General features: G+C 71.2%; 19 protein-coding genes. 11 read left to right on the top strand and 8 right to left on the bottom strand.

Translation table 11 applies throughout. The features are described 5' to 3' along the window. Positions 1–57 precede the first annotated feature (57 nt). Positions 58–960, top strand: coding sequence for an aldo/keto reductase (locus MDN94_RS06300; RefSeq protein WP_482724958.1), 903 nt, complete (start codon positions 58–60; stop codon positions 958–960). Here MDN94_RS06300 and MDN94_RS06295 read toward each other — a convergent pair. After that, complete coding sequence (locus MDN94_RS06295; RefSeq protein WP_482724957.1) at positions 951–1,934, bottom strand: phosphotransferase family protein; 984 nt, start codon at positions 1,932–1,934, stop codon at positions 951–953. The genes MDN94_RS06300 and MDN94_RS06295 overlap by 10 nt on opposite strands. A gap of 160 nt (positions 1,935–2,094) precedes the next feature. Further along, entirely contained in the window at positions 2,095–3,003 is a 909-nt protein-coding gene (locus tag MDN94_RS06290) for an aminoglycoside phosphotransferase family protein (protein WP_482724956.1), read from the bottom strand. A 174-nt stretch (positions 3,004–3,177) separates the two neighbouring features. Here MDN94_RS06290 and MDN94_RS06285 point away from each other — a divergent pair, with 174 nt between their 5' ends. The 3 genes from MDN94_RS06285 to MDN94_RS06275 all read left to right on the top strand — a co-directional run bounded on the left by MDN94_RS06285 (position 3,178) and on the right by MDN94_RS06275 (position 4,691). Continuing rightward, complete coding sequence (locus MDN94_RS06285; protein ID WP_441266785.1) at positions 3,178–3,615, top strand: helix-turn-helix domain-containing protein; 438 nt, start codon at positions 3,178–3,180, stop codon at positions 3,613–3,615. Positions 3,616–3,640: 25 nt separating this feature from the next. Continuing rightward, a complete protein-coding gene (locus tag MDN94_RS06280; protein WP_482724955.1) occupies positions 3,641–4,234 on the top strand; it encodes a hypothetical protein in 594 nt (197 codons plus the stop codon). A gap of 118 nt (positions 4,235–4,352) precedes the next feature. Continuing rightward, positions 4,353–4,691, top strand: coding sequence for a DUF2516 family protein (locus MDN94_RS06275; protein WP_441266783.1), 339 nt, complete (start codon positions 4,353–4,355; stop codon positions 4,689–4,691). A 343-nt stretch (positions 4,692–5,034) separates the two neighbouring features. Here the strand turns inward: MDN94_RS06275 and MDN94_RS06270 are convergent, their stop codons facing one another. The 3 genes from MDN94_RS06270 to MDN94_RS06260 all read right to left on the bottom strand — a co-directional run bounded on the left by MDN94_RS06270 (position 5,035) and on the right by MDN94_RS06260 (position 8,688). Next, positions 5,035–6,276, bottom strand: coding sequence for a PP2C family protein-serine/threonine phosphatase (locus MDN94_RS06270; protein WP_482724954.1), 1,242 nt, complete (start codon positions 6,274–6,276; stop codon positions 5,035–5,037). Between the two features lie 265 nt (positions 6,277–6,541). Further along, positions 6,542–7,639: a C40 family peptidase gene (locus tag MDN94_RS06265; RefSeq protein ID WP_482724953.1), complete on the bottom strand. Its 1,098-nt coding sequence runs from the start codon at positions 7,637–7,639 to the stop codon at positions 6,542–6,544. Between the two features lie 263 nt (positions 7,640–7,902). Beyond that, on the bottom strand, positions 7,903–8,688 hold the full coding sequence (locus MDN94_RS06260; protein ID WP_482724952.1) for a class I SAM-dependent methyltransferase: 786 nt from the start codon (positions 8,686–8,688) through the stop codon (positions 7,903–7,905). A gap of 203 nt (positions 8,689–8,891) precedes the next feature. Here MDN94_RS06260 and mshA point away from each other — a divergent pair, with 203 nt between their 5' ends. The 3 genes from mshA (at position 8,892) to MDN94_RS06245 (ending at position 12,625) form a co-directional block, all read left to right on the top strand. Further along, entirely contained in the window at positions 8,892–10,232 is a 1,341-nt protein-coding gene (gene mshA / locus MDN94_RS06255) for a D-inositol-3-phosphate glycosyltransferase (protein WP_453455617.1), read from the top strand. A 101-nt stretch (positions 10,233–10,333) separates the two neighbouring features. After that, positions 10,334–10,834, top strand: a complete 501-nt coding sequence (locus MDN94_RS06250) for a type III secretion system chaperone family protein (protein WP_482724951.1) — start codon at positions 10,334–10,336, stop codon at positions 10,832–10,834. Positions 10,835–10,933: 99 nt separating this feature from the next. Beyond that, positions 10,934–12,625, top strand: coding sequence for a glycosyl hydrolase family 28-related protein (locus MDN94_RS06245; RefSeq protein WP_482724950.1), 1,692 nt, complete (start codon positions 10,934–10,936; stop codon positions 12,623–12,625). A gap of 136 nt (positions 12,626–12,761) precedes the next feature. On the opposite strand, the gene MDN94_RS06240 is transcribed toward MDN94_RS06245, so the two are convergent. After that, complete coding sequence (locus MDN94_RS06240; protein WP_482724949.1) at positions 12,762–14,090, bottom strand: MDR family MFS transporter; 1,329 nt, start codon at positions 14,088–14,090, stop codon at positions 12,762–12,764. 155 nt (positions 14,091–14,245) lie between these two features. Between MDN94_RS06240 and MDN94_RS06235 the strand changes: the two genes are divergently transcribed. Both MDN94_RS06235 and MDN94_RS06230 read left to right on the top strand, forming a co-directional pair. Continuing rightward, positions 14,246–15,007 carry a phosphoglyceromutase gene (locus MDN94_RS06235; protein WP_441266775.1) on the top strand — a complete coding sequence of 254 codons (762 nt, stop codon included), beginning with the start codon at positions 14,246–14,248 and terminating at the stop codon, positions 15,005–15,007. Between the two features lie 83 nt (positions 15,008–15,090). Next, complete coding sequence (locus MDN94_RS06230) at positions 15,091–15,660, top strand: lipoprotein (protein WP_482724948.1); 570 nt, start codon at positions 15,091–15,093, stop codon at positions 15,658–15,660. Between the two features lie 65 nt (positions 15,661–15,725). On the opposite strand, the gene MDN94_RS06225 is transcribed toward MDN94_RS06230, so the two are convergent. Together MDN94_RS06225 and phoU are read right to left on the bottom strand one after the other, a co-directional pair. Beyond that, positions 15,726–15,875 (bottom strand): hypothetical protein, encoded by a 150-nt coding sequence (locus tag MDN94_RS06225; RefSeq protein WP_482724947.1) that lies wholly within the window; start codon positions 15,873–15,875, stop codon positions 15,726–15,728. A 113-nt stretch (positions 15,876–15,988) separates the two neighbouring features. Then, complete coding sequence (phoU, locus tag MDN94_RS06220) at positions 15,989–16,666, bottom strand: phosphate signaling complex protein PhoU (RefSeq protein ID WP_005315637.1); 678 nt, start codon at positions 16,664–16,666, stop codon at positions 15,989–15,991. Between the two features lie 196 nt (positions 16,667–16,862). Here phoU and phoR point away from each other — a divergent pair, with 196 nt between their 5' ends. Further along, positions 16,863–18,119 (top strand): two-component system sensor histidine kinase PhoR, encoded by a 1,257-nt coding sequence (gene phoR, locus MDN94_RS06215; RefSeq protein WP_159690443.1) that lies wholly within the window; start codon positions 16,863–16,865, stop codon positions 18,117–18,119. 5 nt (positions 18,120–18,124) lie between these two features. Continuing rightward, positions 18,125–18,796, top strand: coding sequence for a two-component system response regulator PhoP (gene phoP, locus MDN94_RS06210; RefSeq protein ID WP_467104829.1), 672 nt, complete (start codon positions 18,125–18,127; stop codon positions 18,794–18,796). Positions 18,797–18,875: the final 79 nt, after the last annotated feature.

The following is an 18,875-nucleotide window of genomic DNA, read 5'->3' as shown; positions in this document are numbered from 1 at the left end:
CCGCGTCCGCCGTCCCTTCCCGCCCCGGGCCGCAGGCGGGCGTGTCAGACTTCCGGGATGACCACAGAGACGATCACCGCCTCCGCCGCGGGGAGTTGGCAGCTGGGCGACCTGACGGTCAACCGGATCGGGTTCGGTGCGATGAGGCTGACGGCGGACGCCGCCGGCGCTCCCCTGGACAGGGACAGGGCGGTCACGGTGCTGCGGCGGGCCGTGGAGCTCGGCGTGAACCACATCGACACCGCCGCGTTCTACTTCTCGGCCACCCGGTCCGCCAACGAGCTGATCAACCGGGCCCTGTACCCGTACCCGTCCGACCTCGTGATCACCACCAAGGTGTGGCCGGGCCGTGACCCGTCCGGGAACTGGTGGTGGGCTTCGCCGGAGCAGTTGAGGGGACAGGTCGAGGAGAACCTGCGGCAGCTCGGTCGGGAACACCTGGACGTGGTGAACCTCCGTGTCCCGCCGAGCGGTGAAACCGGCTCGCTGGCGGCCCACTTCGAGGTCCTCGCCGGACTGCGGGACGCCGGCCTGATCCGCCATCTCGGCATCTCCAACGTCAGGCCGCACCATCTCGAGGAGGCCCGCGCCATCGCGCCGGTCGTGTGTGTGCAGAACCCGTACGGGGTGGGCGCGTCGCCGGAGCACAGCGCGTTCCTGGACTCCTGCGGTGAACAGGGCGTGGCGTTCGTGCCGTTCTTCGCGATCGCGGGCGACGGCCGGGAGGCCGGCGCGAGCGGCGCCGACAGCGAGGAGGTCCGTGCCGTCGCCCGGGCGCACGGCGCGACGCCGGCGCAGGTCCGGATCGCCTGGACGCTGCGGCGCGGCCCCCACGTGCTCGCGATCCCGGGCACGGGCAACCCGGACCATCTGGCCGACAACGTGGCCGCCGGCTCCCTGCGGCTCTCGGACGACGAGATGGCACTGCTGGACGGGGCCGGGCGGGAGCCTCAGCCGTAGCGGCGCAGCAGCGCTTCGAGGTAGTCCTCGAGCCGTCGCGCGACCCGCCGCGCCGTCAGGTCGGTGCGGCCGAGCTCCCGCCAAGGGACGGCGACCTTCTCGGCGTCCGGCGCGAAGGCCAGTGCGTCGAGCATCCGCCAGTAGAGGTGGTCGGCCGGATTCTCGGCGAGCCGCCCGCCGGCGGCGGCGTAGTGGTCCGCGAAGCGCAGGCCCTCGTCGGGTCCGTGCAGCAGGGCGAGCGCCGTGGAGCAGTGGGCGACGTCCAGGTCGGCGGGGCCCCAGGAGGTCTCCACCCAGTCGACGACTCCGCTGACGCTGAGGTCCTCCGCCTCCCCGGTGAAGAGCACGTTCCCGGGATGGAAGTCGCGGTGGAGGAAACAGGCCCGGTGGGCGGGCGGGTCCCGGCGTATGACGTCGACCGCGCGCCGCCACACCTCGGGCCGGTCCGTCGCCCCGGGCAGCCGGACGTGTTCGGGAGCGGTCCACGCCTGGTAGGCGCGTGGACGGTCCCTTTCGGGCACGTCCAGCCGGTGGATGCCCACCAACTGCTCCGCGAGCAGGGCGGCCCGGCGGCCGGCGCGGTCCTCTTCCAGTCGGACGCGCCCGGGGAGCAGGCTCATCAGGAGCGAGGGATGGTCGCAGTGTTCGGCGTCCGGGTCGACGGCCAGGAGCTCGGCCACCGGCACCGCGTCGACCGGGGCGAGCAGGCGGAGCATGCGGGCCTCGCGGGTGAGGAGTCCCGCCGCATGCCGGAGGTAGAACGGTGCGACGAACGACCGCAGCACCAGCGTGCGTTCCGCCCCCGCCCGCCCCGTGACCCGCAGGCGTCGCATCGTTGACGTCCATCCGCCGAGAAGCCGTTCCGCGCCCTCGATCCGTTCCCCGTCCGCGAGTTGCCCGCGCACCCAGGCGCGCGTCGCCGCCCAGTCCTCGCCGTGCTCCCGGCCGTGCCCGTGATCCGTGTCCCCGCCCATGGACGGAACCCTACGGCCGGACGGCACCGGCGGGCTCGATGTCGACCTGCTCGACGGCAGTTGCGGGGACGGCCTGCTCAGCGGCGCACCTTCCTCGGCGTCTCCTCGGCCGCGTGGGCCACTCGACGCGCCGCCGTGAGCTTCTGGCCGGCGAATCCGCTCAGCGCGTTCCGGAGTCGGCGAGGATCGCCTGAAGCCGTGCCCGGCATTCGGCGACGAAGGCGGGATAGGTGTGCCAGTAGTAGGAGATCCCGCTGACGCCCACAGCGATCGCCCAGGCGCGGGCGCGGGACCAGGTCACGTCATCGATGCTCAAGGCGTCCCAGTAGGCCTGCCGTGCCTGGGGCGGCAGGTCCCAGACGGTGGAGTGCTCGGCGTCGGGAAAGCCGACCGACAGTGCCCCGAAATCTATGACCGCGTGGAGCTTTCCTTCCCGGACCAGGAGGTTGGTCGGCTTGAGGTCGCCGTGGAGCCACACATGAGGTGCGGACGGCTCGGGCAGCGCGAGCGCGGCCCGCCACAGCTGTTCCAGAGTGTCCACGTCGAGTTCCAGGCCCACGGTGGTCCGGCAGTCGTCGAGACTTCTGCCGATCCACTCGTCGCACGGCCCCAGGCTGCCCCCGCGGTACCAGCTGAGGCCGTCAGCGCGCGTCGCGCCCATGAGGTCGATGCCGTGGAGTTCGCCGACGACCGCCGCCAGATCGGCTCCGAAGGCGGACCAGTCCCCGACGGTGTCCGGGCCGGCCTGGTCCCCGTCGATCCAGCGGTAGACCGACCAGACCGGACGGAAGGCGTCGGTGGGCGTTCCGGCGTGGACGGGCTCGGGCACCGGACAGGACAGGAGGGGCGCCAGGCGGGGGAGCCACTCCTGCTCCTTCCGCAAGGACGCTCCCTTGTCGGCGGTCCGGGGAAGGCGCACGAGCAGGTCGTCGCCCAGCCGGTACATGGTGTTCTCCGTGCCCGCGCCCGCCGGCGACAGCGGCAGGCCGGCCCACTCCGGTCGCTGCGCCTTCAGCAGTGACCGGACCAGGGTCTCGTCGACGGGGATCTCGTTCTCGTGAATCGTCACGCCGGAAGTCTCGCCGCGGACGGAGCGGCAAGCCAGTGACTTTCCGTCAGCCTCGGTGCCGCACCGGAGAAGCGGACACGGCGGGACCGGCGCCTGGTCCGTCCGGGTGTTGTTTGCGACACTATTGCAAGCAGTTGCTTGCAATAGTTAGCACCGGTGCGGCACCATCGGTACATGGCATCGCTCAACGTCGGCAACCTCGGTGAGTACCTCCGCGAACAGCGGCGCAACGCGCAGCTGTCCCTGCGGCAGCTCGCCGACGCCGCCGGCGTGTCCAATCCGTATCTGAGCCAGATCGAGCGCGGGCTGCGCAAGCCGAGCGCCGAGGTCCTTCAGCAGGTCGCCAAGGCCCTGCGGATCTCGGCCGAGACGCTGTACGTGCGGGCCGGGATCCTGGACGAGCAGGAGCGGGACGAGTTGGAGACGCGCGCCGTCATCCTGGCCGACCCGTCCATCAACGAGCGGCAGAAGCAGGTGCTTCTCCAGATCTACGAGTCCTTCCGCAAGGAGAACGGGCTCGAGACCGCCGCTGCCTCGGAAGCCCACGAGGACACTGCCGCTGACGGCCCCCGCACGGCCGGCACGGGCGATGCCGAACCGAAGACGAACTGATCTGCGTTCCGGGAGGACCACAGTCATGGCCATCACCGATGACCTGCGCAAGACCCTCACCGACCCGACCCCCCTCTACTTCGCCGCCGGCACCGCCGACCTCGCCGTCCAGCAGGCCAGGAAGGTGCCCGCACTGATCGAGCAGCTGGCCGCCGAGGCGCCGGGCCGTATCGACGCCGTGCGCAACACCGACCCCAAGGCCGTGCAGGAGAAGGTGACCGCGCAGGCCAAGGAGGCGCAGGCCACCGTGCAGGCGAAGGTCGCCGAGGTGATCGGGAACTTCGACACCGACCTGAAGAAGCTGGGCGAGAGCGCCCAGGACATCGCACTGCGCAGTGTCGGCGTCGCCGCCGAGTACGCGGTCAAGGCCCGTGAGACATACGAGAAGGTTGCCGAGCACGGCGAGCAGGCCGTGCGGGCGTGGCGTGGCGAAGCGGCGGAGGAGATCACCGAGATCGCCGTCGCCGTGGAGCCCGAGCCGGCGAAGGGCAAGCAGAGCGACGCCGGGCCGAAGCCCGCCGCCGTGGAGCCGCAGAGCGCCGAGGCCAAGCCGGCCTCGCGCAAGACCGCCGTGCGCAAGCCGGCCGCCAAGAAGAGCATGCCGCCGGCCGCGAAGTGAGCGATGCGCGGGCGCCGCTGGAAGCGGCGCCCGGCACGTTCATCGCGCTGCGGGCATCCTCGGAGGTACCTTGGCGGCGAGGCAGGCGACACCAACCACTGAGTAGGCGGTGCTGAGGATGCTGGCTGACAGTTTCGACTTCGGGCTCTGGATGATCGTCAACCTGGTCTTCCTGGTGACGTCCGTGGCCGCTCTCGTCATGGCCGCCATGGCCCGTGAGGACGCCTATCGGGCCGCCGACAAGAAGACCAAGCCGTTCTGGCTGGTCATCCTCGGTGTCGCGGTCGCCGTGAACCTCTTCGTCCCGATGCTGTTCCTGTCCATCGCCGGCCTGATCGCATCGATCGTCTTCTTCGTCGACGTGCGCCCCGCCCTCCAGCAGGTCTCCGGAGGCGGCAGGCGGCGTGGCGGCTCCAGCAGCGACGGCCCCTACGGCCCCTACAACGGCGGCCGGTGACCGTCCAGGACGACCGAACGCCCGGCTTACGGACTCGCCGGTGTGCCTGTTCTCGACGTCCGGCCTCATTGCCGATCACGAGTCTCGGCCGGCACCTGCGGTGCCCTGCCCACGATCGCCGCACATGACCGCGGTACGCGACCACTGACGCCGTGCGCGACCGGTGACGCGAGGGGACCATCGGCGACCGCGATCCCGGACCGGTGCCGCAATGCGCGACAGCCGGCGTGATGCCGGACCGGTGACCCCGATGTTCGGACCGGTGACGCAAGGGACCACCGGTGACGCGATCCCGGACCAGTGACGCGAGGGACAACCGGTGACCCCGACGGGCGACCGTCGCTCAGCGGCGGGTCCCGTCGCGGCTCAGCAGCAGTACCGCCACGTCGTCGGTGAGGTCGCCGCCGTTGAGTTCGCGCACCTCGCCGACGGCGGCCTCGAGGAGCGTCTCGCCGTCCAGCCCGGCCGACAGTTGGCGGTTGATCATCGCGAGCATGCCGTCCTGGCCCAGTCGCTGCTTGGTGTCCGGGCCCTTGCGGCCCTCTATGAGCCCGTCCGTGTACATCATCAGGCTCCAGGAGCCGCCCAGCTCGACCTGGCGGCGCGGCCAGCGGGCACGTGGCAGCAGTCCGAGCGCCGGTCCGCCGTCGTCGTAGGGGAGCAACTGCGCCGCCCGGCCGTACCGGGCGATCAGCGGGGAGGGGTGGCCCGCCAGGCAGAGTCCCGCCCGTCGGCCGTCGGCGGAGATGTCGACGGTGCAGAGCGTCGCGAAGATCTCGTCGCTCTCCCGCTCGTGCTCCAGCACCTGCTGGAGCGTGGAGAGCAGGTCGTCGCCGCACAGCCCGGCGAACGTGAGGGCCCGCCAGGCGATGCGCAGTTCCACACCGAGTGCCGCCTCGTCCGGGCCGTGGCCGCAGACGTCGCCGATCATCGCGTGGACCGTGCCGTCCGGGGTGCGGACGGTGTCGTAGAAGTCGCCGCCGAGCAGGGCCCGGGAGCGCCCCGGGCGGTAGCGCGCCGCGAAGCGCAGGTCGGAGCCCTCGAGCAGGGGGGTGGGCAGCAGTCCGCGTTCGAGCCGGGCGTTCTCCTGGGCGCGCAGCCGGGACTCGGCGAGCTTCACCTGGGCGGTGTCGGCCCGCTTGCGCTCCACCGCGTACCGCACGGCGCGGGTCAGCAGGCGTCCGTCGAGCTCCTCGCGGACGAGGTGGTCCTGTGCGCCCAGCCGTACCGCCTCCGCGGCCAGCTCCGTGTCGCCGGACGCGGTCAGCGCCAGCACCGCGTGCCGGGGCGCGAGGCGCAGGACGTGCTTGAGCGCGCCGAGGGCGTCGTCCTGCGGGCGTCCGGGGAGGGCGAGGTCGACGAGGACGCAGTGGACGTCGTCCGTGAGCAGCCGCTCGGCCTCGGTGAGGTTCCGGGCGGTACGGATGCGCACACGCGCACCTGCGGCGTCCAGCAGACCGGGAACGCTGAAGGTGCCCGCAGGGTCGTCCTCGATCACGAGGAGTGTGAGGTCGCCGCCGCCGGCTCCGCCGGGGGCGGTCTCCGCGACGGGGACGTTCCTCTGTCGCGGTACGGGTACGGGCATCGGTGTTGTTCCTTCCCTCCCCCCGAGGGCGCGGCAGGACGACGATCGACGACCCGCCAGACGGGGACCATAGCGGTATGCGGTGGCCGAACGGAATGGCGATCAGCGAAGAGCCGGTGGCATATGCCGTGCATAGGGGCGTAGTTGCCGGGCGGCCCATGACGAACATCACCCCTGGCGCCCGTTTCGCCCCTTCCTCCGCGTGGCGTGCGTCACTTGCGAGGTGGCGTCCGCGTCCTGCCGCAGTGGTTCCGGGTGTCCGGCGTCACTTGTCGGGGCGGACGACGCCGAGGATGGACATCGAGCCGGCGCCGGCCACGGTCACGTTCCTGCCGGGCCGCGGCGCGTGGATGATCGCGCCGTCCCCGATGTACATGCCGACATGGCTGGCGTCCGAGTGGTAGATGATCAGGTCGCCGGGACGCATGTCGTGGATGCGGATCCGGGGCAGCAGCCGCCACTGTTCCTGCGACGTGCGGGGGATGGTGCGGCCGGCGGCGGCCCACGCCTTCGAGGTGAGCCCCGAGCAGTCGTACGAGTCCGGTCCCTCGGCGCCCCATACGTACGGCTTGCCGAGCTGCTGCGACGCGAACCGGAGTGCTTCGCGGCCCTGTTCGCTCGCCGTGCCGCCCACGCCCTTCAGGGCGCCGGAGTCGAGCCAGGCGGCCTGTGCGTCGTACTGCGCCCGCTGCTCCAGTTGCAGGAGGGTCGCCAGCTCCTCCTTCTCGAGTTCGTCCTCGAGCTTCTTGGCGGCGGCGATCCGCTCCTTTATCTCCTTCTGTGCCTTCTCCTTCTTGACCCGGTTGGCCTCGAGCCTCTCCCACTGGGCGCTGGCGTCCTTGGTGTATGCGGCCAAGTCCGCCTGTGTGCGGGTCAGTTCCGTGATCAGGTCCTTGGTGGCCTTCTGGCCCTGCTGGATGCGGCCGACGCCGTCGAGGAAGAGCTGGGGGTCGTCGACGAGCGCCAGCTGTGCCTCCGGCGGGAGCCCGCCCGCGCGGTACTGGGCGCGGGCCGCCGCGCCCGCGCGGTTCTTCAGCTCTTCGATCCTGGCCTGACCCTTGGCCATCTCCTGCGCGAGCTTCACGATCTCGGCCGACTGCTTCTGGGTCTGCTCCTCCGCGAGGTTGTACGCGTCCGTCGCGGACGCGGCCTTGCGGTAGAGGGCGTCTATCTCGAGGCGCACCGCCTCGAGCGACCGGTCCGGCGCGGCGGGCGGGGGCGGCGGGAGCGCGCCGGGCCGCGTGACGGACGCCGGTGTCGTCGGGGCCGGCTCGGGGGCCGCGAAGGCCGTGCCGGGGGACGCCAGCAGCGTCAGAGCGCAGACCAGTGTGATCGCGGCAGTGGCACAGTGGCGTCGGTTCACGACTCCCCCTTCGGACGAACGCCTGGCATCCGGGCTGCTTGCGGCGCAGCCGAATGTGATTAACCGTCAGTAACTTGGGCTGGACGTCGTGATGGTGTCATGACGTACACGAAAGTGACAGTGTCGAACGGCACTTCGGCGCGCAGATCACCCCCGCAGATCATCCACCCCTGATCGCGCCCGCCGGTTCTTCCCACTCCACTGACGAGCAAGGCCCCCGGTGCGTTCCCGTGTTCGGTCCGTTCACTCGATCGTGGTGCCCTTCATCCCGAATTCGGATCGAGTGCCGCCCACTTCACGGTCACTTCTCCCTGCCGCCACCGTCTCCGGTCGTCCGCCAGCGGCCAGGTGCCCGAGAGGTCCGTCACGGCCTTGATCCAGCGCTGCCGCGCGCCCAGGGGCGCGTACGGGGCCGCCGCCGCCCACGCCCGGTCGAAGTCCCGGAGGAAGGCGTGCACCGGTTCGCCCGGCACGTTGCGGTGGATGAGCGCCTTGGGCAGTCGCTCCGCGAGGTCGGAGGGGCGTTCGAGCGAGCCGAGCCGGGTCGCGAACGTCACCGTCCGGGGCCCCTCCGGACCGAGCGCCACCCACACGTGCCTCCGCCCGATCTCGTCGCAGGTGCCCTCCACCAGCAGGCCGCCGGGCGCGAGGCGGCCGCAAAGCCGCGCCCACACGGCGGCCACCTCCGCCTCGCCGTACTGGCGCAGCACATTGGCGGCCCTGATGAGCGCGGGCCGGTCCGTCGTCGGGACCTCGAAGCCGCCGTGGCGGAAGGCGAGCCCCGCCCGTTCGTACGGCTTCGCGGCGCTGACCCGCGCGGGGTCGATCTCTATGCCGACGACCTCGCACCGGGGATCGGCGGTGCGCAGCCGCTGAAGCAGCTCCACCGCTGTCCACGGGGCCGCCCCGTACCCGAGGTCGACGGCCACGGGTGCCGTGCCGGCGCGGCGCAGGGCGGGGCCGTGCGCATGCGCGATCCAGCGGTCCATGCGGCGCAGCCGATTGGGGTTGGTCGTCCCGCGGGTCGCGGTGCCGACGGGGCGGTTCATGCAGAAGAGGGTATGCGGTCGGACCGGCGCACAACGGACGTGGTCGGCGGCCTCCGGCGCAAGGGGTGCGGTGGCCACGGAGGGTAATGATTCGGCAAAGTCGCCCCTGAAGGAAATGGAAGGAGATGCTCCGCTGTTGTGGGCCTGTGCGGGGACCCGCTTGCCCCGTGCCTTGCCGTGCCCGCAGCGAGAGGACCGCCGACGTGAGCCAGTACGTGTCCCGCCTCGGCAGCAGCCGGATGGCACCGCGTATCCGGTTCCCCGGCGGCAACCGCAAGCCCCGCCGGGTCGCCATGCTCAGCGTCCACACGTCCCCGCTGCACCAGCCGGGGACGGGCGACGCCGGCGGCATGAACGTCTACATCGTCGAGCTGGCCAAGCGTCTCGCCGCCATCAACGTCGAGGTCGAGATATTCACCCGGGCGTCCGCCGGCGGCCTGCCGCCGGCTGTGGAGCTCGCCCCCGGCGTCCTCGTGCGGCACGTCGACGCCGGCCCCTACGAGGGCCTGGCCAAGGAGGACCTGCCTCCTCAGTTGTGCGCCTTCACCCATGGGGTGATGCAGGCGTGGGCGGCCCGCCGCCCCGGCCACTACGACCTCGTCCACTCGCACTACTGGCTCTCCGGCCACGTCGGCTGGCTGGCGGCGGAGCGGTGGGGCGTTCCGCTCGTGCACGCCATGCACACCATGGCCAAGGTGAAGAACGCCGCACTGGCCGAGGGCGACACCCCGGAGCCGGCCACCCGCGTGATCGGCGAGACGCAGATCGTGAACGCCGCCGACCGGCTGATCGCCAACACGGCGGGGGAGGCCGACGAGCTGGCCCGCTTCTACGACGCCGACCCCGCGAAGATCGCCGTCGTCCATCCGGGCGTGAACCTGGACCTCTTCCGCCCCGCGGACGGGCGGGCCGCCGCCCGGGCACGCCTCGGGTTGCCCCAGGAGGCGTTCATCCCGCTGTTCGCGGGCCGGATACAGCCCCTCAAGGCCCCCGACATCCTGCTGCGCGCCGTCGCGACCCTGCTGGAACGCGACCCGTCCTTGCGGCGCCGTATCCACGTCCCCGTCGTCGGCGGCCCCAGCGGCAGCGGGCTCGCCAAGCCGGAAGGGCTCCAGAAGCTGGCCGCCAGGCTGGGCATCGCTGACGTCGTGCACTTCCGCCCGCCGGTCGGCCAGGAGCAGCTCGCGGACTGGTTCCGTGCCGCCTCCGTGCTGGTCATGCCTTCCTACAGCGAATCCTTCGGGCTCGTCGCCATAGAGGCGCAGGCCGCCGGCACGCCGGTGGTCGCCGCTTCCGTCGGCGGTCTCCCGGTCGCCGTCCGCGACGAGCGCACCGGCTTCCTGGTGCCGGGGCACGATCCCGCGCACTACGCGGACGTCCTGGCGGGCTTCGTCCGCGACCCTTCCCGGACCGAGCGGATGGGGGAGGCGGCGGCCCGGCACGCGCAGTCGTTCGGCTGGGACGCGGCGGCGTCGGCGACAGCGGACGTCTATCAGGCGGCCATGTACGAACACCGCCGCCGTACGCGCGCCGCGCACCACTGACGGGCGCCCCGCTCGAGCCCCGCCTACGGGGTGCGGAGCGTTCCGCACAGCTGTGACGGCCGTCGCACGCGTGCCGTGTACCACTGACGTACGCTCGCCCCATGGCTGACGTACAGCAGGCGACGCAGGTCATCGAGCAGGCCTTCAAGGACGCCGAACTCGAATGGGAGAGCCCCGACACGGGCTCCTACGTCGTCAAACTCCCGGGCACCCGCAAGCTTTCCACGACGTGCTCGTTCCTCGTCGGCAAGCACTCGCTCTCGGTCAACGCCTTCGTCATCCGCCACCCCGACGAGAACGACGCGGCCGTCCATCGCTGGCTGCTGGAGCGCAACCTCAAGCTGTACGGGGTGAGTTACGCGATCGACCGGCTCGGCGACATCTACCTCGTGGGCAGACTCCCGCTTTCCGTGGTCACGCCCGAGGAGATCGACCGGCTGCTGGGCTCGATCCTGGAGGCGGCGGACGGTCCGTTCAACACGCTGCTGGAGCTGGGTTTCGCGAGCGCCATCCGCCGCGAGTACGAGTGGCGCGTGTCGCGCGGCGAATCGACGCGCAACCTCGACGCGTTCACTCACCTGACTCAGCGGCCCGCCGACTGACGCCCTGACTCCCGTGTTGCCCGGTGCGCGACCCTTTCGGTGCGCCGGGTCCCCGTGGCATGCTCACCGCCGACGTAGGCATGAACGTCGTTCACATCCATGGAAGGTGGCGGCATGGGGACCGACCAACGAGCCATCAGCAGACGCGCACTGCTCGGTAGTGCGACCGGCGTTGCGGCGATCGCCGCGACCGGCGGCCTCGCGGCGGCTCCCGCGACGGCGCTGACCCGTACCACCCCTGAACTGTGGCGGGAGTTCCGCCGCGCCCCCTACACACATGCGCAGATCCCGTACATCGGCAGTGCCGGCCGGGCCGCCGGGGCGCGGCACCTCCCGCGGCGTCCCGTCAGGGCCGACGTGCGCGAATACGGGGCCGAAGGCGACGGCGCCGTCGACTGCGCACCCGCGATCAACCGTGCCGTCGCCGCTGTCGGCGAACGCGGCGGCGGCACGGTCGTCGTCCCGCCGGGCACGTACCGCGTCGACGACGTCATCCGCATCGGGCACAGCGACGTCGTCCTGCGCGGCGCCGGGAGCGGCCGCACCACCCTCCTCGCCACCAGGAACCTCACCGAGCTCATCGGTCCCTACGGCTCCCGCTACGGCGGTGACAAATCCTCCTGGTCCTGGGCCGGCGGCCTCATCTGGCTCTGCCCGAAGGACCGTTACGCCTCCCTCACCGACGCCATCAGGGCCAGGACATGGCCCTTCGAGGGCTGGACCGGCAACCGACGCGACGAATGGACCACCCTCGCCACCGTCGCCCCCGCCCGCCGCGGCGACCGGTCCGTCACCGTCTCTGACACCTCCGGGCTGCGCCGCGGACAACTCGTCATGCTCCGCCTCGCCGACGACGCCGGCCACACCCTGCTGCGGCACATGGCCGGCGACGGGGAGGGCGCGAAGACGTACGTCTGGGACGACAAGACCAAGTTGACGTCCTATGTCCCCTACGAGTGGCCCGTTCGCATCACTTCGGTCGGCCGCGGCCGGGTCGTCCTCGAGCGCCCGCTTCCCCTCGACGTGCGCCCCGAATGGGACCCCCGCCTCACCACCCTCGTCACACCGCTCACCGGATCCGGCGTGGAGGGCCTGACCCTCGCGGCCGTCGAGACGCCGCAGTCCCCGCACCTGCTCGACAAGGGCTACAACGGCGTCACCTTCCAGTGCGCGTACGACTGCTGGGCCGACGACGTCACCGTGCGCCACGTCGACAACGGGTTCGGCCTCGTCGCGGCCTCGGCCTGCACCCTGCGGCGCACCCGGGTCGAGGGCCGCGGCTCGCACCACCCCTACTTCTGCCGCGAGGGCTCGCACGACAACCTCGTCGAGGACTTCACCGTCGCGCGCCGGACCGTCCCGGCGCCCGCCGGGACCCAGTTGCACGGCATCAACGTCGAGGGCCTGTCCAGCTACAACGTCTGGTCGCGCGGTGTGATGGAGATGGGCACCTTCGACACCCACCGAGGCATGCCGTTCGCCAATGTCCGCACCGAGATCACGGTGGAGAACAACGGCAGACACGGCGGCGACGCGAGCGCCGGCCCCCTCTACGGCGCCCGCTTCACCCACTGGAACGTCACGGTCACCAACGGCCGCGCGGGCCTCGTCCGGATCGACGGGATCGCCCCGTACAGCGCCACCGTCGCCATCAGCGAGGTCCGTGAGTTCGACCAGACCGACGTGCCGGACTTCACCGGCGCACTCGACTCCCGCCTGGAGGCGTACGGAGCCCCGGGGGCCGTCCACCCCGCCAATCTGTACGAGGCGCAACGCCGACTGGGTCGCTGAACAGTGGCATGTCCGTACGCCCCAGGTCGCGCTGTCCTTGCCTTCCTGTGCGCGCTCCGCCACCCGGGACCCGCGTCACGGAGGAGCCGGCGCCGGAGGTCCGGGCCGGCGCCTGGACGCCCGTGCCCCTGTCCCGTCAGCCCCCGACCGGGGCCGCGCCCTGCTCGGTCTGCTTGTCGTCCATGTCCGTCGCCTCGGTCGCCTTCGCGACCGCCGGGGCCTTGGTCACCGCGGGCTCCACCGGACCGGCCGTCTCCGCCAGTGCCCGTCGCAGCAGCAGTGAGTAACCCACCGCCGCGACCGCGCCGACCACCGCGCAGCCCATCCACAGAACGTCGGGGCCGGGGCCGTCCACGACCCAGCCCGCCAGGATCGGCGCGACGAAGCCGGCGACGGCCCAGGACATGCCCATCACGCCCTGGTAGCGGCCCCGGGCGTGCTCGGGGGACAGCCGGGCAGTGGCGGCGGCGTTCGTCGGGACGTGCACCATCTCGCCGAGCGTCCACACCACCACGGTCGCCGCGAACACCAGCGGGGTGCCGGCCAGGGCCGTCGCCCCGGTGCCGACGGCGAAGAGCAGCGACGAGACGGTGAGCAGCGCGGCAGGCGAGCGCTTGTCCGTGATCCTGTTGACGAGCAACTGCAGGGCGACGATCACCACACCGTTGACTGCGATGACCATGCCGTACGAATCGGCCGACAGCCCTTCACCGGCCATGGTCAGCGGCAGGCCCACCCACGGGGCGGTGAAGATCAGGCAGACCAGCAGGTTCAGCAGGACAAGGGTGCGGAACGGAGCGTCCTTCAGTACGTCGAGGACAGTCACCCGCTCCTCCTCGACCCGCTCACCGGCGCTGTCGACCGGGGCCGCGGGCCGGGTCTCGCCCAGCCGCATGAAGACGATCACCGCGCACAGGGCCGTCGCCACGGCGTCGGCCACGAACAGCGTCCGGTAGCCGAGGAAGATCGCGGCACCGCCGCCGAGCGCGGCGACGGCGAAGCCCAGGTTGAGGGCCCAGTAGTTGAGCGCGTACGCCCGGCGCAGCTCGGACTCCGGGACCATGTCCGCGATCATCGCGCTGATCGCCGGCCGCACGGCCTGCATCGCCACGCCCATGAAGAGCACCACGACCGCGATGCCCCAGGCACTGCTGACCACCGCGAGGGCGGCGGCGCACGCCGCGCCCGCAAGGTGCATCGAGATCATCGTGGGGCGCCGGCCCCACCGGTCGGTGAGCATTCCGCCGAGCGGGGACCCGGCCACGCCGCCGAGCCCGTGCAGGGCGATGACGAGACCGGCGTACCAGGCGGAGTAGCCCAGTTCCTGGGTGAGGTAGAGCGACAGGAAGGTGAGCACGAACGCGCCGGTCCGGTTCACCAGCGTCGACGTCCACAGCCACCAGAAGCCGGGAGGCAGGCCCGATACGGTCGTGCGCGCTGCGCGTCCGAGCGAAGCGATGGACATACGGGAGCCCCCCACACGGCTGTAATGGTCTTCTGATGCATCCGCAACTTACTTAGCGGGAGGTGCGGGCCGCCACTCAATTGACGGCGATCGTCAACGGTCCGCTCCTCGGGCAGCCGCGCGGCGCCGACGGCGCGTCGATTAGGCTCGGACGCATGGCCGACGCACCGTACAAGCTGATCCTCCTCCGCCACGGCGAGAGCGAATGGAACGCGAAGAACCTGTTCACCGGTTGGGTGGACGTCAACCTCACGGAGAAGGGCGAGAAGGAGGCAGTCCGCGGCGGTGAGCTGCTCAAGGACGCCGGTCTGCTCCCCGACGTACTCCACACCTCGCTCCAGAAGCGCGCCATTCGCACGGCGCAGCTCGCCCTGGAGTCCGCCGACCGCCACTGGATCCCGGTCCACCGGACCTGGCGGCTGAACGAGCGCCACTACGGCGCTCTTCAGGGCAAGGACAAGGCCCAGACGCTGGCCGAGTTCGGCGAGGAGCAGTTCATGCTCTGGCGCCGCTCTTACGACACGCCTCCGCCGGTCCTCGCCGACGACAACGAGTTCTCGCAGGCGAACGACGCCCGCTACCAGACCATCCCGAGCGAGCTGCGTCCCCGCACCGAGTGCCTCAAGGACGTCGTCGAGCGCATGCTGCCGTACTGGTACGACGGCATCGTCCCCGACCTGCTCGCCGGCCGCACGGTCCTGATCGCCGCCCACGGCAACAGCCTGCGCGCGCTGGTCAAGCACCTGGACGGCATCTCCGACGCGGACATCGCCGGCCTGAACATCCCCACCGGCATCCCCCTCGTCTACGAGCTCGACGCCGACTTCAACCCGGTCAAGCCGGGCGGCACCTACCTCGACCCGGACGCGGCGGCGGCGGCGATCGAGGCGGTCAAGAACCAGGGCAAGAAGAAGTAGCACGACGCGAACAAGCCCCCTGCCCGCGGGCCCTCCGCGGACAGGGGGCTGGTGCGTGACGGCCGGCGGAGTTGGGGGACCGGGTGCGAAGGCGGATCCGAGAGGTACTGGGGGCCGCTCTGCTGACGAGCGGGATGCTGGGTTGCGAGGCCGGGGGCGGCTCTGCCGTCACGTCGATCGGTGGTACCGGCTCGGCTTGTGCGCTGCCGGTCACGTTCGACGTGGCGAAGCCGCGGACGGTGAAGCAGGGCCGCGGCCACGAGGAGCATGCCTGGTTCAGCTTCTCGCACGAGTGTGAGATCGAGACGGGGGCAGCGGGGGCGAAGGTGGCTCTCTCCGTCTACGTGCCCGTCGGCCTAGGCGGGGTTACCCCCCAGGGCGTGATGGATGCCTTCGAAGGCGCGAGCCTCGCCAACGCCGGTGAGTACGAGAGCGACCATCACCAGCACGAGCAAAAGGTCGCCTCGAGCCCGGCCCTGAGCTGGGACTACCTGCTCAGCCCGCCCGACAGCACCATCAAGCCGTTTCGGGTGCGCCGTCTCGCGGTGATGACGCCGGGGCAAACCGTCGTCGTGTCCGTGGAGGGCGGCGACGCGCCGACACTGGAGGCGATGAATCTCGTGCGGTCCTCCATGAGGAACAGACCCGGCTGACACGCACCCGCACGACGAGGGCCCCGTCCCGGTCGCGGACGGGGCCCTCGTCGTGCGGGTGCGTGTCAGCCGCAGCAGCCGCCGCACTGGCAAGGAGCGCCGGACTGGCAACCGCAGCCGCAGCCGGAGCCGCAGCCGCAGGCGCCGAGGACGGGCAGGTGGACCGCTTCGCGCGGGGCTTCCTGCCGGGGGTCGTTGGTGGGGGATTCGGCCATGGGTCCCTCCTCAGGGCGTACGGGAATGCCGCCATGCCCATTGCAGTCCCGCCGGGCCGGGCGCATCAACGGCGCATGTGCGCAAGCGCTCCCCGTACGCCCCCTCAGCGCCGCTACGCGCCCTCCACCGTCGTCTGCTGCTGGATCTCGTCGGCGTGCTCACCCGTCACCAGGTAAACCACGCGCTTCGCCACCGACACCGCGTGATCGGCGAACCGCTCGTAGTAGCGGCCGAGCAGCGTCACGTCGACCGCCGTCTCGATGCCGTGCTTCCAGCGGTCGTCCATCAGGTGCTGGAAGAGCGTGCGGTGCAGCAGGTCCATCTCGTCGTCGTCCTGCTCGAGCTGGAGCGCCAGGTCGACGTCCTTGGTGATGATGACCTCCGCCGCCTTCGCCATCAGGCGCTGGGCCAGCTGTCCCATCTGGAGGATCGTGGCGTGCAGGTCGTTCGGCACGGCACGGTCCGGGAAGCGCAGCCGGGCCAGCTTGGCCACGTGCTGGGCCAGGTCGCCGGAGCGCTCCAGGTCGGCGCTCATCCGCAGCGAGGTGACCACGATCCGCAGATCCGTGGCGACCGGCTGCTGCCGCGCCAGCAGGGCGATCGCCCGTGCCTCCAGGTCGTGCTGCAGATCGTCGACCTTCTGGTCGCCGGCGATCACGTTCTCTGCGAGCTTGAGGTCGGCGTCGAGCATGGCCGTGGTGGCGCGCCCGATCGCCGACCCGACCAGCCGGGCCATTTCGACCAGGCCCTCGCCGATCGAGTCCAGTTCCTCGTGGTACGCGTCCCGCATGGTGTCCCTCTCTTGATACGGCCGGGGTCCGGGTGGGGCTCGAACCCCCACGCTCCCACGTTCCGGTGGGCAGAAGTCCGCCGGCTCCATCCCAAATGAACCAGCACTATCCCCTTGGTGAACTCTGAGCGACGACTGTTCGAGGTGCCACCCGTATGGCTGGGAGAGTCCCCCGCGACCCGCATAACCTGAATGCATGGACGTGAACGCGGCGGTTGCCGCAGCAGCAGCGATCGCCGGTCTTTGTACCGGTGTCATCGCCGTGCTGGCGTTCCGCTGGAGCGAGCGCGAACAGAAGCGGCCCACCCGGACGTCGCTCCACACCGATGCCGTGCTCCCGCCCGGCGTCGACACGGTCCTGTCGGTGCTCCGCAGTTCCGCGGTCGTCCTGGACGAGTCCGACTCCGTCGTCAAGGCCAGCTCCGCGGCGTACGCCCTCGGCCTGGTCCGGGGCGGCAAGCTCGCCGTGGAACCGATGCTGCACATGGCCCGCGACACCCGGCGTGACGGGGAGATACGGCAGGTCGAGCTGGACCTGCCCCGCCGCGGCACCGGTCGCGGCGAGGCGCTGGCCGTCTCCGCCCGCGTCGCGCCGCTGGGCTCACGACTCGTCCTGCTGCTGGTGGAGGACCTGACGGAGGCCCGCCGCATAGAGGCCGTACGGCGCGACTTCGTCGCCAATGTCAGCCATGAGCTCAAGACCCCTGTCGGGGCGCTCTCCCTGCTCTCCGAGGCTGTCATGGACGCCTCCGACGACCCCGAGGCGGTCACCCGCTTCGCCGGCCGGATGCAGATCGAGGCGACCCGGCTCACCAACCTCGTGCAGGAGCTCATCGACCTCTCCCGTGTGCAGAACGACGACCCGCTGGAGGATTCCGAGCCCGTACGGGTCGAGGAACTGGTCGCCGAGGCCATCGACCGCTCCCGGCAGACCGCGTCCGCCAAGCAGATCACCATGGCCGCGGGAGCCGCCGCCGACCTGCGGATCTGGGGCAACCGTGGCAAGCTCGCAGCCGCGCTCGGCAATCTCGTCGAGAACGCCGTCAACTACTCTCCGGCCCGTACCCGCGTCGGCATCTCCGCCCGCCGTGTCTCGGCGCCCGGCGGGGACCTGATCGAGATCGCCGTGACCGACCAGGGCATCGGCATCTCCGAGAAGGACCGCGAGCGGATCTTCGAGCGGTTCTACCGGGTCGACCCCGCACGTTCCCGCGCCACCGGGGGCACCGGCCTGGGGCTGGCCATCGTCAAGCACGTGGCCGCCTCGCACGGCGGGGAGGTCACGGTCTGGAGCTCCGAGGGACAGGGCTCCACCTTCACGCTGCGACTGCCAGAAGCAGGCGCGGCGAAAGAACGCGCAACCAGCGGCCAGGACCGCGTCGAAGAGGACGACGACCGGCCTTACGACACCGATCCCAACACCGAAATTCCTGCCCCGGAGGTCCTTCCGTGACCCGAGTGCTCGTCGTCGAGGATGAGGAATCCTTCAGCGACGCCCTGTCCTACATGCTCCGCAAGGAGGGCTTCGAGGTCGCTGTGGCGACCACAGGCCCCGACGGACTCGACGAGTTCGAACGCAACGGAGCCGACCTGGTGCTTCTCGACCTGATGCTGCCCGGACTGCCCGGCACCGAGGTGTGCCGCCAGCTGCGGGGCCGCTCGAACGTGCCCGTGATCATGGTGACGGCCAAGGACAGCGAGATCGACAAGGTCGTCGGGCTGGAGATAGGGGCCGACGACTACGTCACCAAGCCCTTCTCCTCCCGGGAGCTGGTCGCCCGTATCCGCGCGGTGCTCCGCCGCCGCGGCGAGCCGGAGGAGGTCACGCCGGCGGCCCTGGAGGCCGGGCCGGTGCGCATGGACGTGGACCGTCACGTGGTGACCGTCTCCGGCGGCAAGGTGGACCTGCCGCTCAAGGAGTTCGACCTGCTCGAGATGCTGCTGCGCAACGCGGGCCGCGTGCTGACCCGTATGCAGCTGATCGACCGGGTGTGGGGCGCGGACTACGTGGGTGACACCAAGACCCTCGACGTCCATGTGAAGCGGCTGCGCGCCAAGATCGAGCCGGACCCGGGCGCGCCGCGCTATCTGGTGACGGTCCGCGGCCTCGGCTACAAGTTCGAGCCGTAGGAACCCGGCGGACCGACTGTCCGCCGTGACCACAGCGAAGGGGCGCCCGCCGGATTCCGGCGGGCGCCCCTTCGGCGTT

The sequence above is a fragment of the Streptomyces sp. WAC00040 genome (assembly GCF_056835925.1).
Note: the sequence above shows the minus strand (reverse complement) of the source record. Positions and strands in the feature narration are given on the sequence as shown.

Coding starts and splice junctions, on each gene's coding strand:
- MDN94_RS06270 (WP_482724954.1), bottom strand. CDS start 6,276: ATGCCCGTACCCGTACCGCGACAGAGGAACGTCCCCGTCGCGGAGACC.
- MDN94_RS06295 (WP_482724957.1), bottom strand. CDS start 1,934: ATGGGCGGGGACACGGATCACGGGCACGGCCGGGAGCACGGCGAGGAC.
- MDN94_RS06235 (WP_441266775.1), top strand. CDS start 14,246: ATGGCCGACGCACCGTACAAGCTGATCCTCCTCCGCCACGGCGAGAGC.
- MDN94_RS06300 (WP_482724958.1), top strand. CDS start 58: ATGACCACAGAGACGATCACCGCCTCCGCCGCGGGGAGTTGGCAGCTG.
- MDN94_RS06260 (WP_482724952.1), bottom strand. CDS start 8,688: ATGAACCGCCCCGTCGGCACCGCGACCCGCGGGACGACCAACCCCAAT.
- MDN94_RS06245 (WP_482724950.1), top strand. CDS start 10,934: ATGGAAGGTGGCGGCATGGGGACCGACCAACGAGCCATCAGCAGACGC.
- MDN94_RS06240 (WP_482724949.1), bottom strand. CDS start 14,090: ATGTCCATCGCTTCGCTCGGACGCGCAGCGCGCACGACCGTATCGGGC.
- MDN94_RS06275 (WP_441266783.1), top strand. CDS start 4,353: ATGCTGGCTGACAGTTTCGACTTCGGGCTCTGGATGATCGTCAACCTG.
- MDN94_RS06285 (WP_441266785.1), top strand. CDS start 3,178: ATGGCATCGCTCAACGTCGGCAACCTCGGTGAGTACCTCCGCGAACAG.
- phoU (WP_005315637.1), bottom strand. CDS start 16,666: ATGCGGGACGCGTACCACGAGGAACTGGACTCGATCGGCGAGGGCCTG.
- MDN94_RS06250 (WP_482724951.1), top strand. CDS start 10,334: ATGGCTGACGTACAGCAGGCGACGCAGGTCATCGAGCAGGCCTTCAAG.
- phoR (WP_159690443.1), top strand. CDS start 16,863: ATGGACGTGAACGCGGCGGTTGCCGCAGCAGCAGCGATCGCCGGTCTT.
- MDN94_RS06225 (WP_482724947.1), bottom strand. CDS start 15,875: ATGGCCGAATCCCCCACCAACGACCCCCGGCAGGAAGCCCCGCGCGAA.
- MDN94_RS06280 (WP_482724955.1), top strand. CDS start 3,641: ATGGCCATCACCGATGACCTGCGCAAGACCCTCACCGACCCGACCCCC.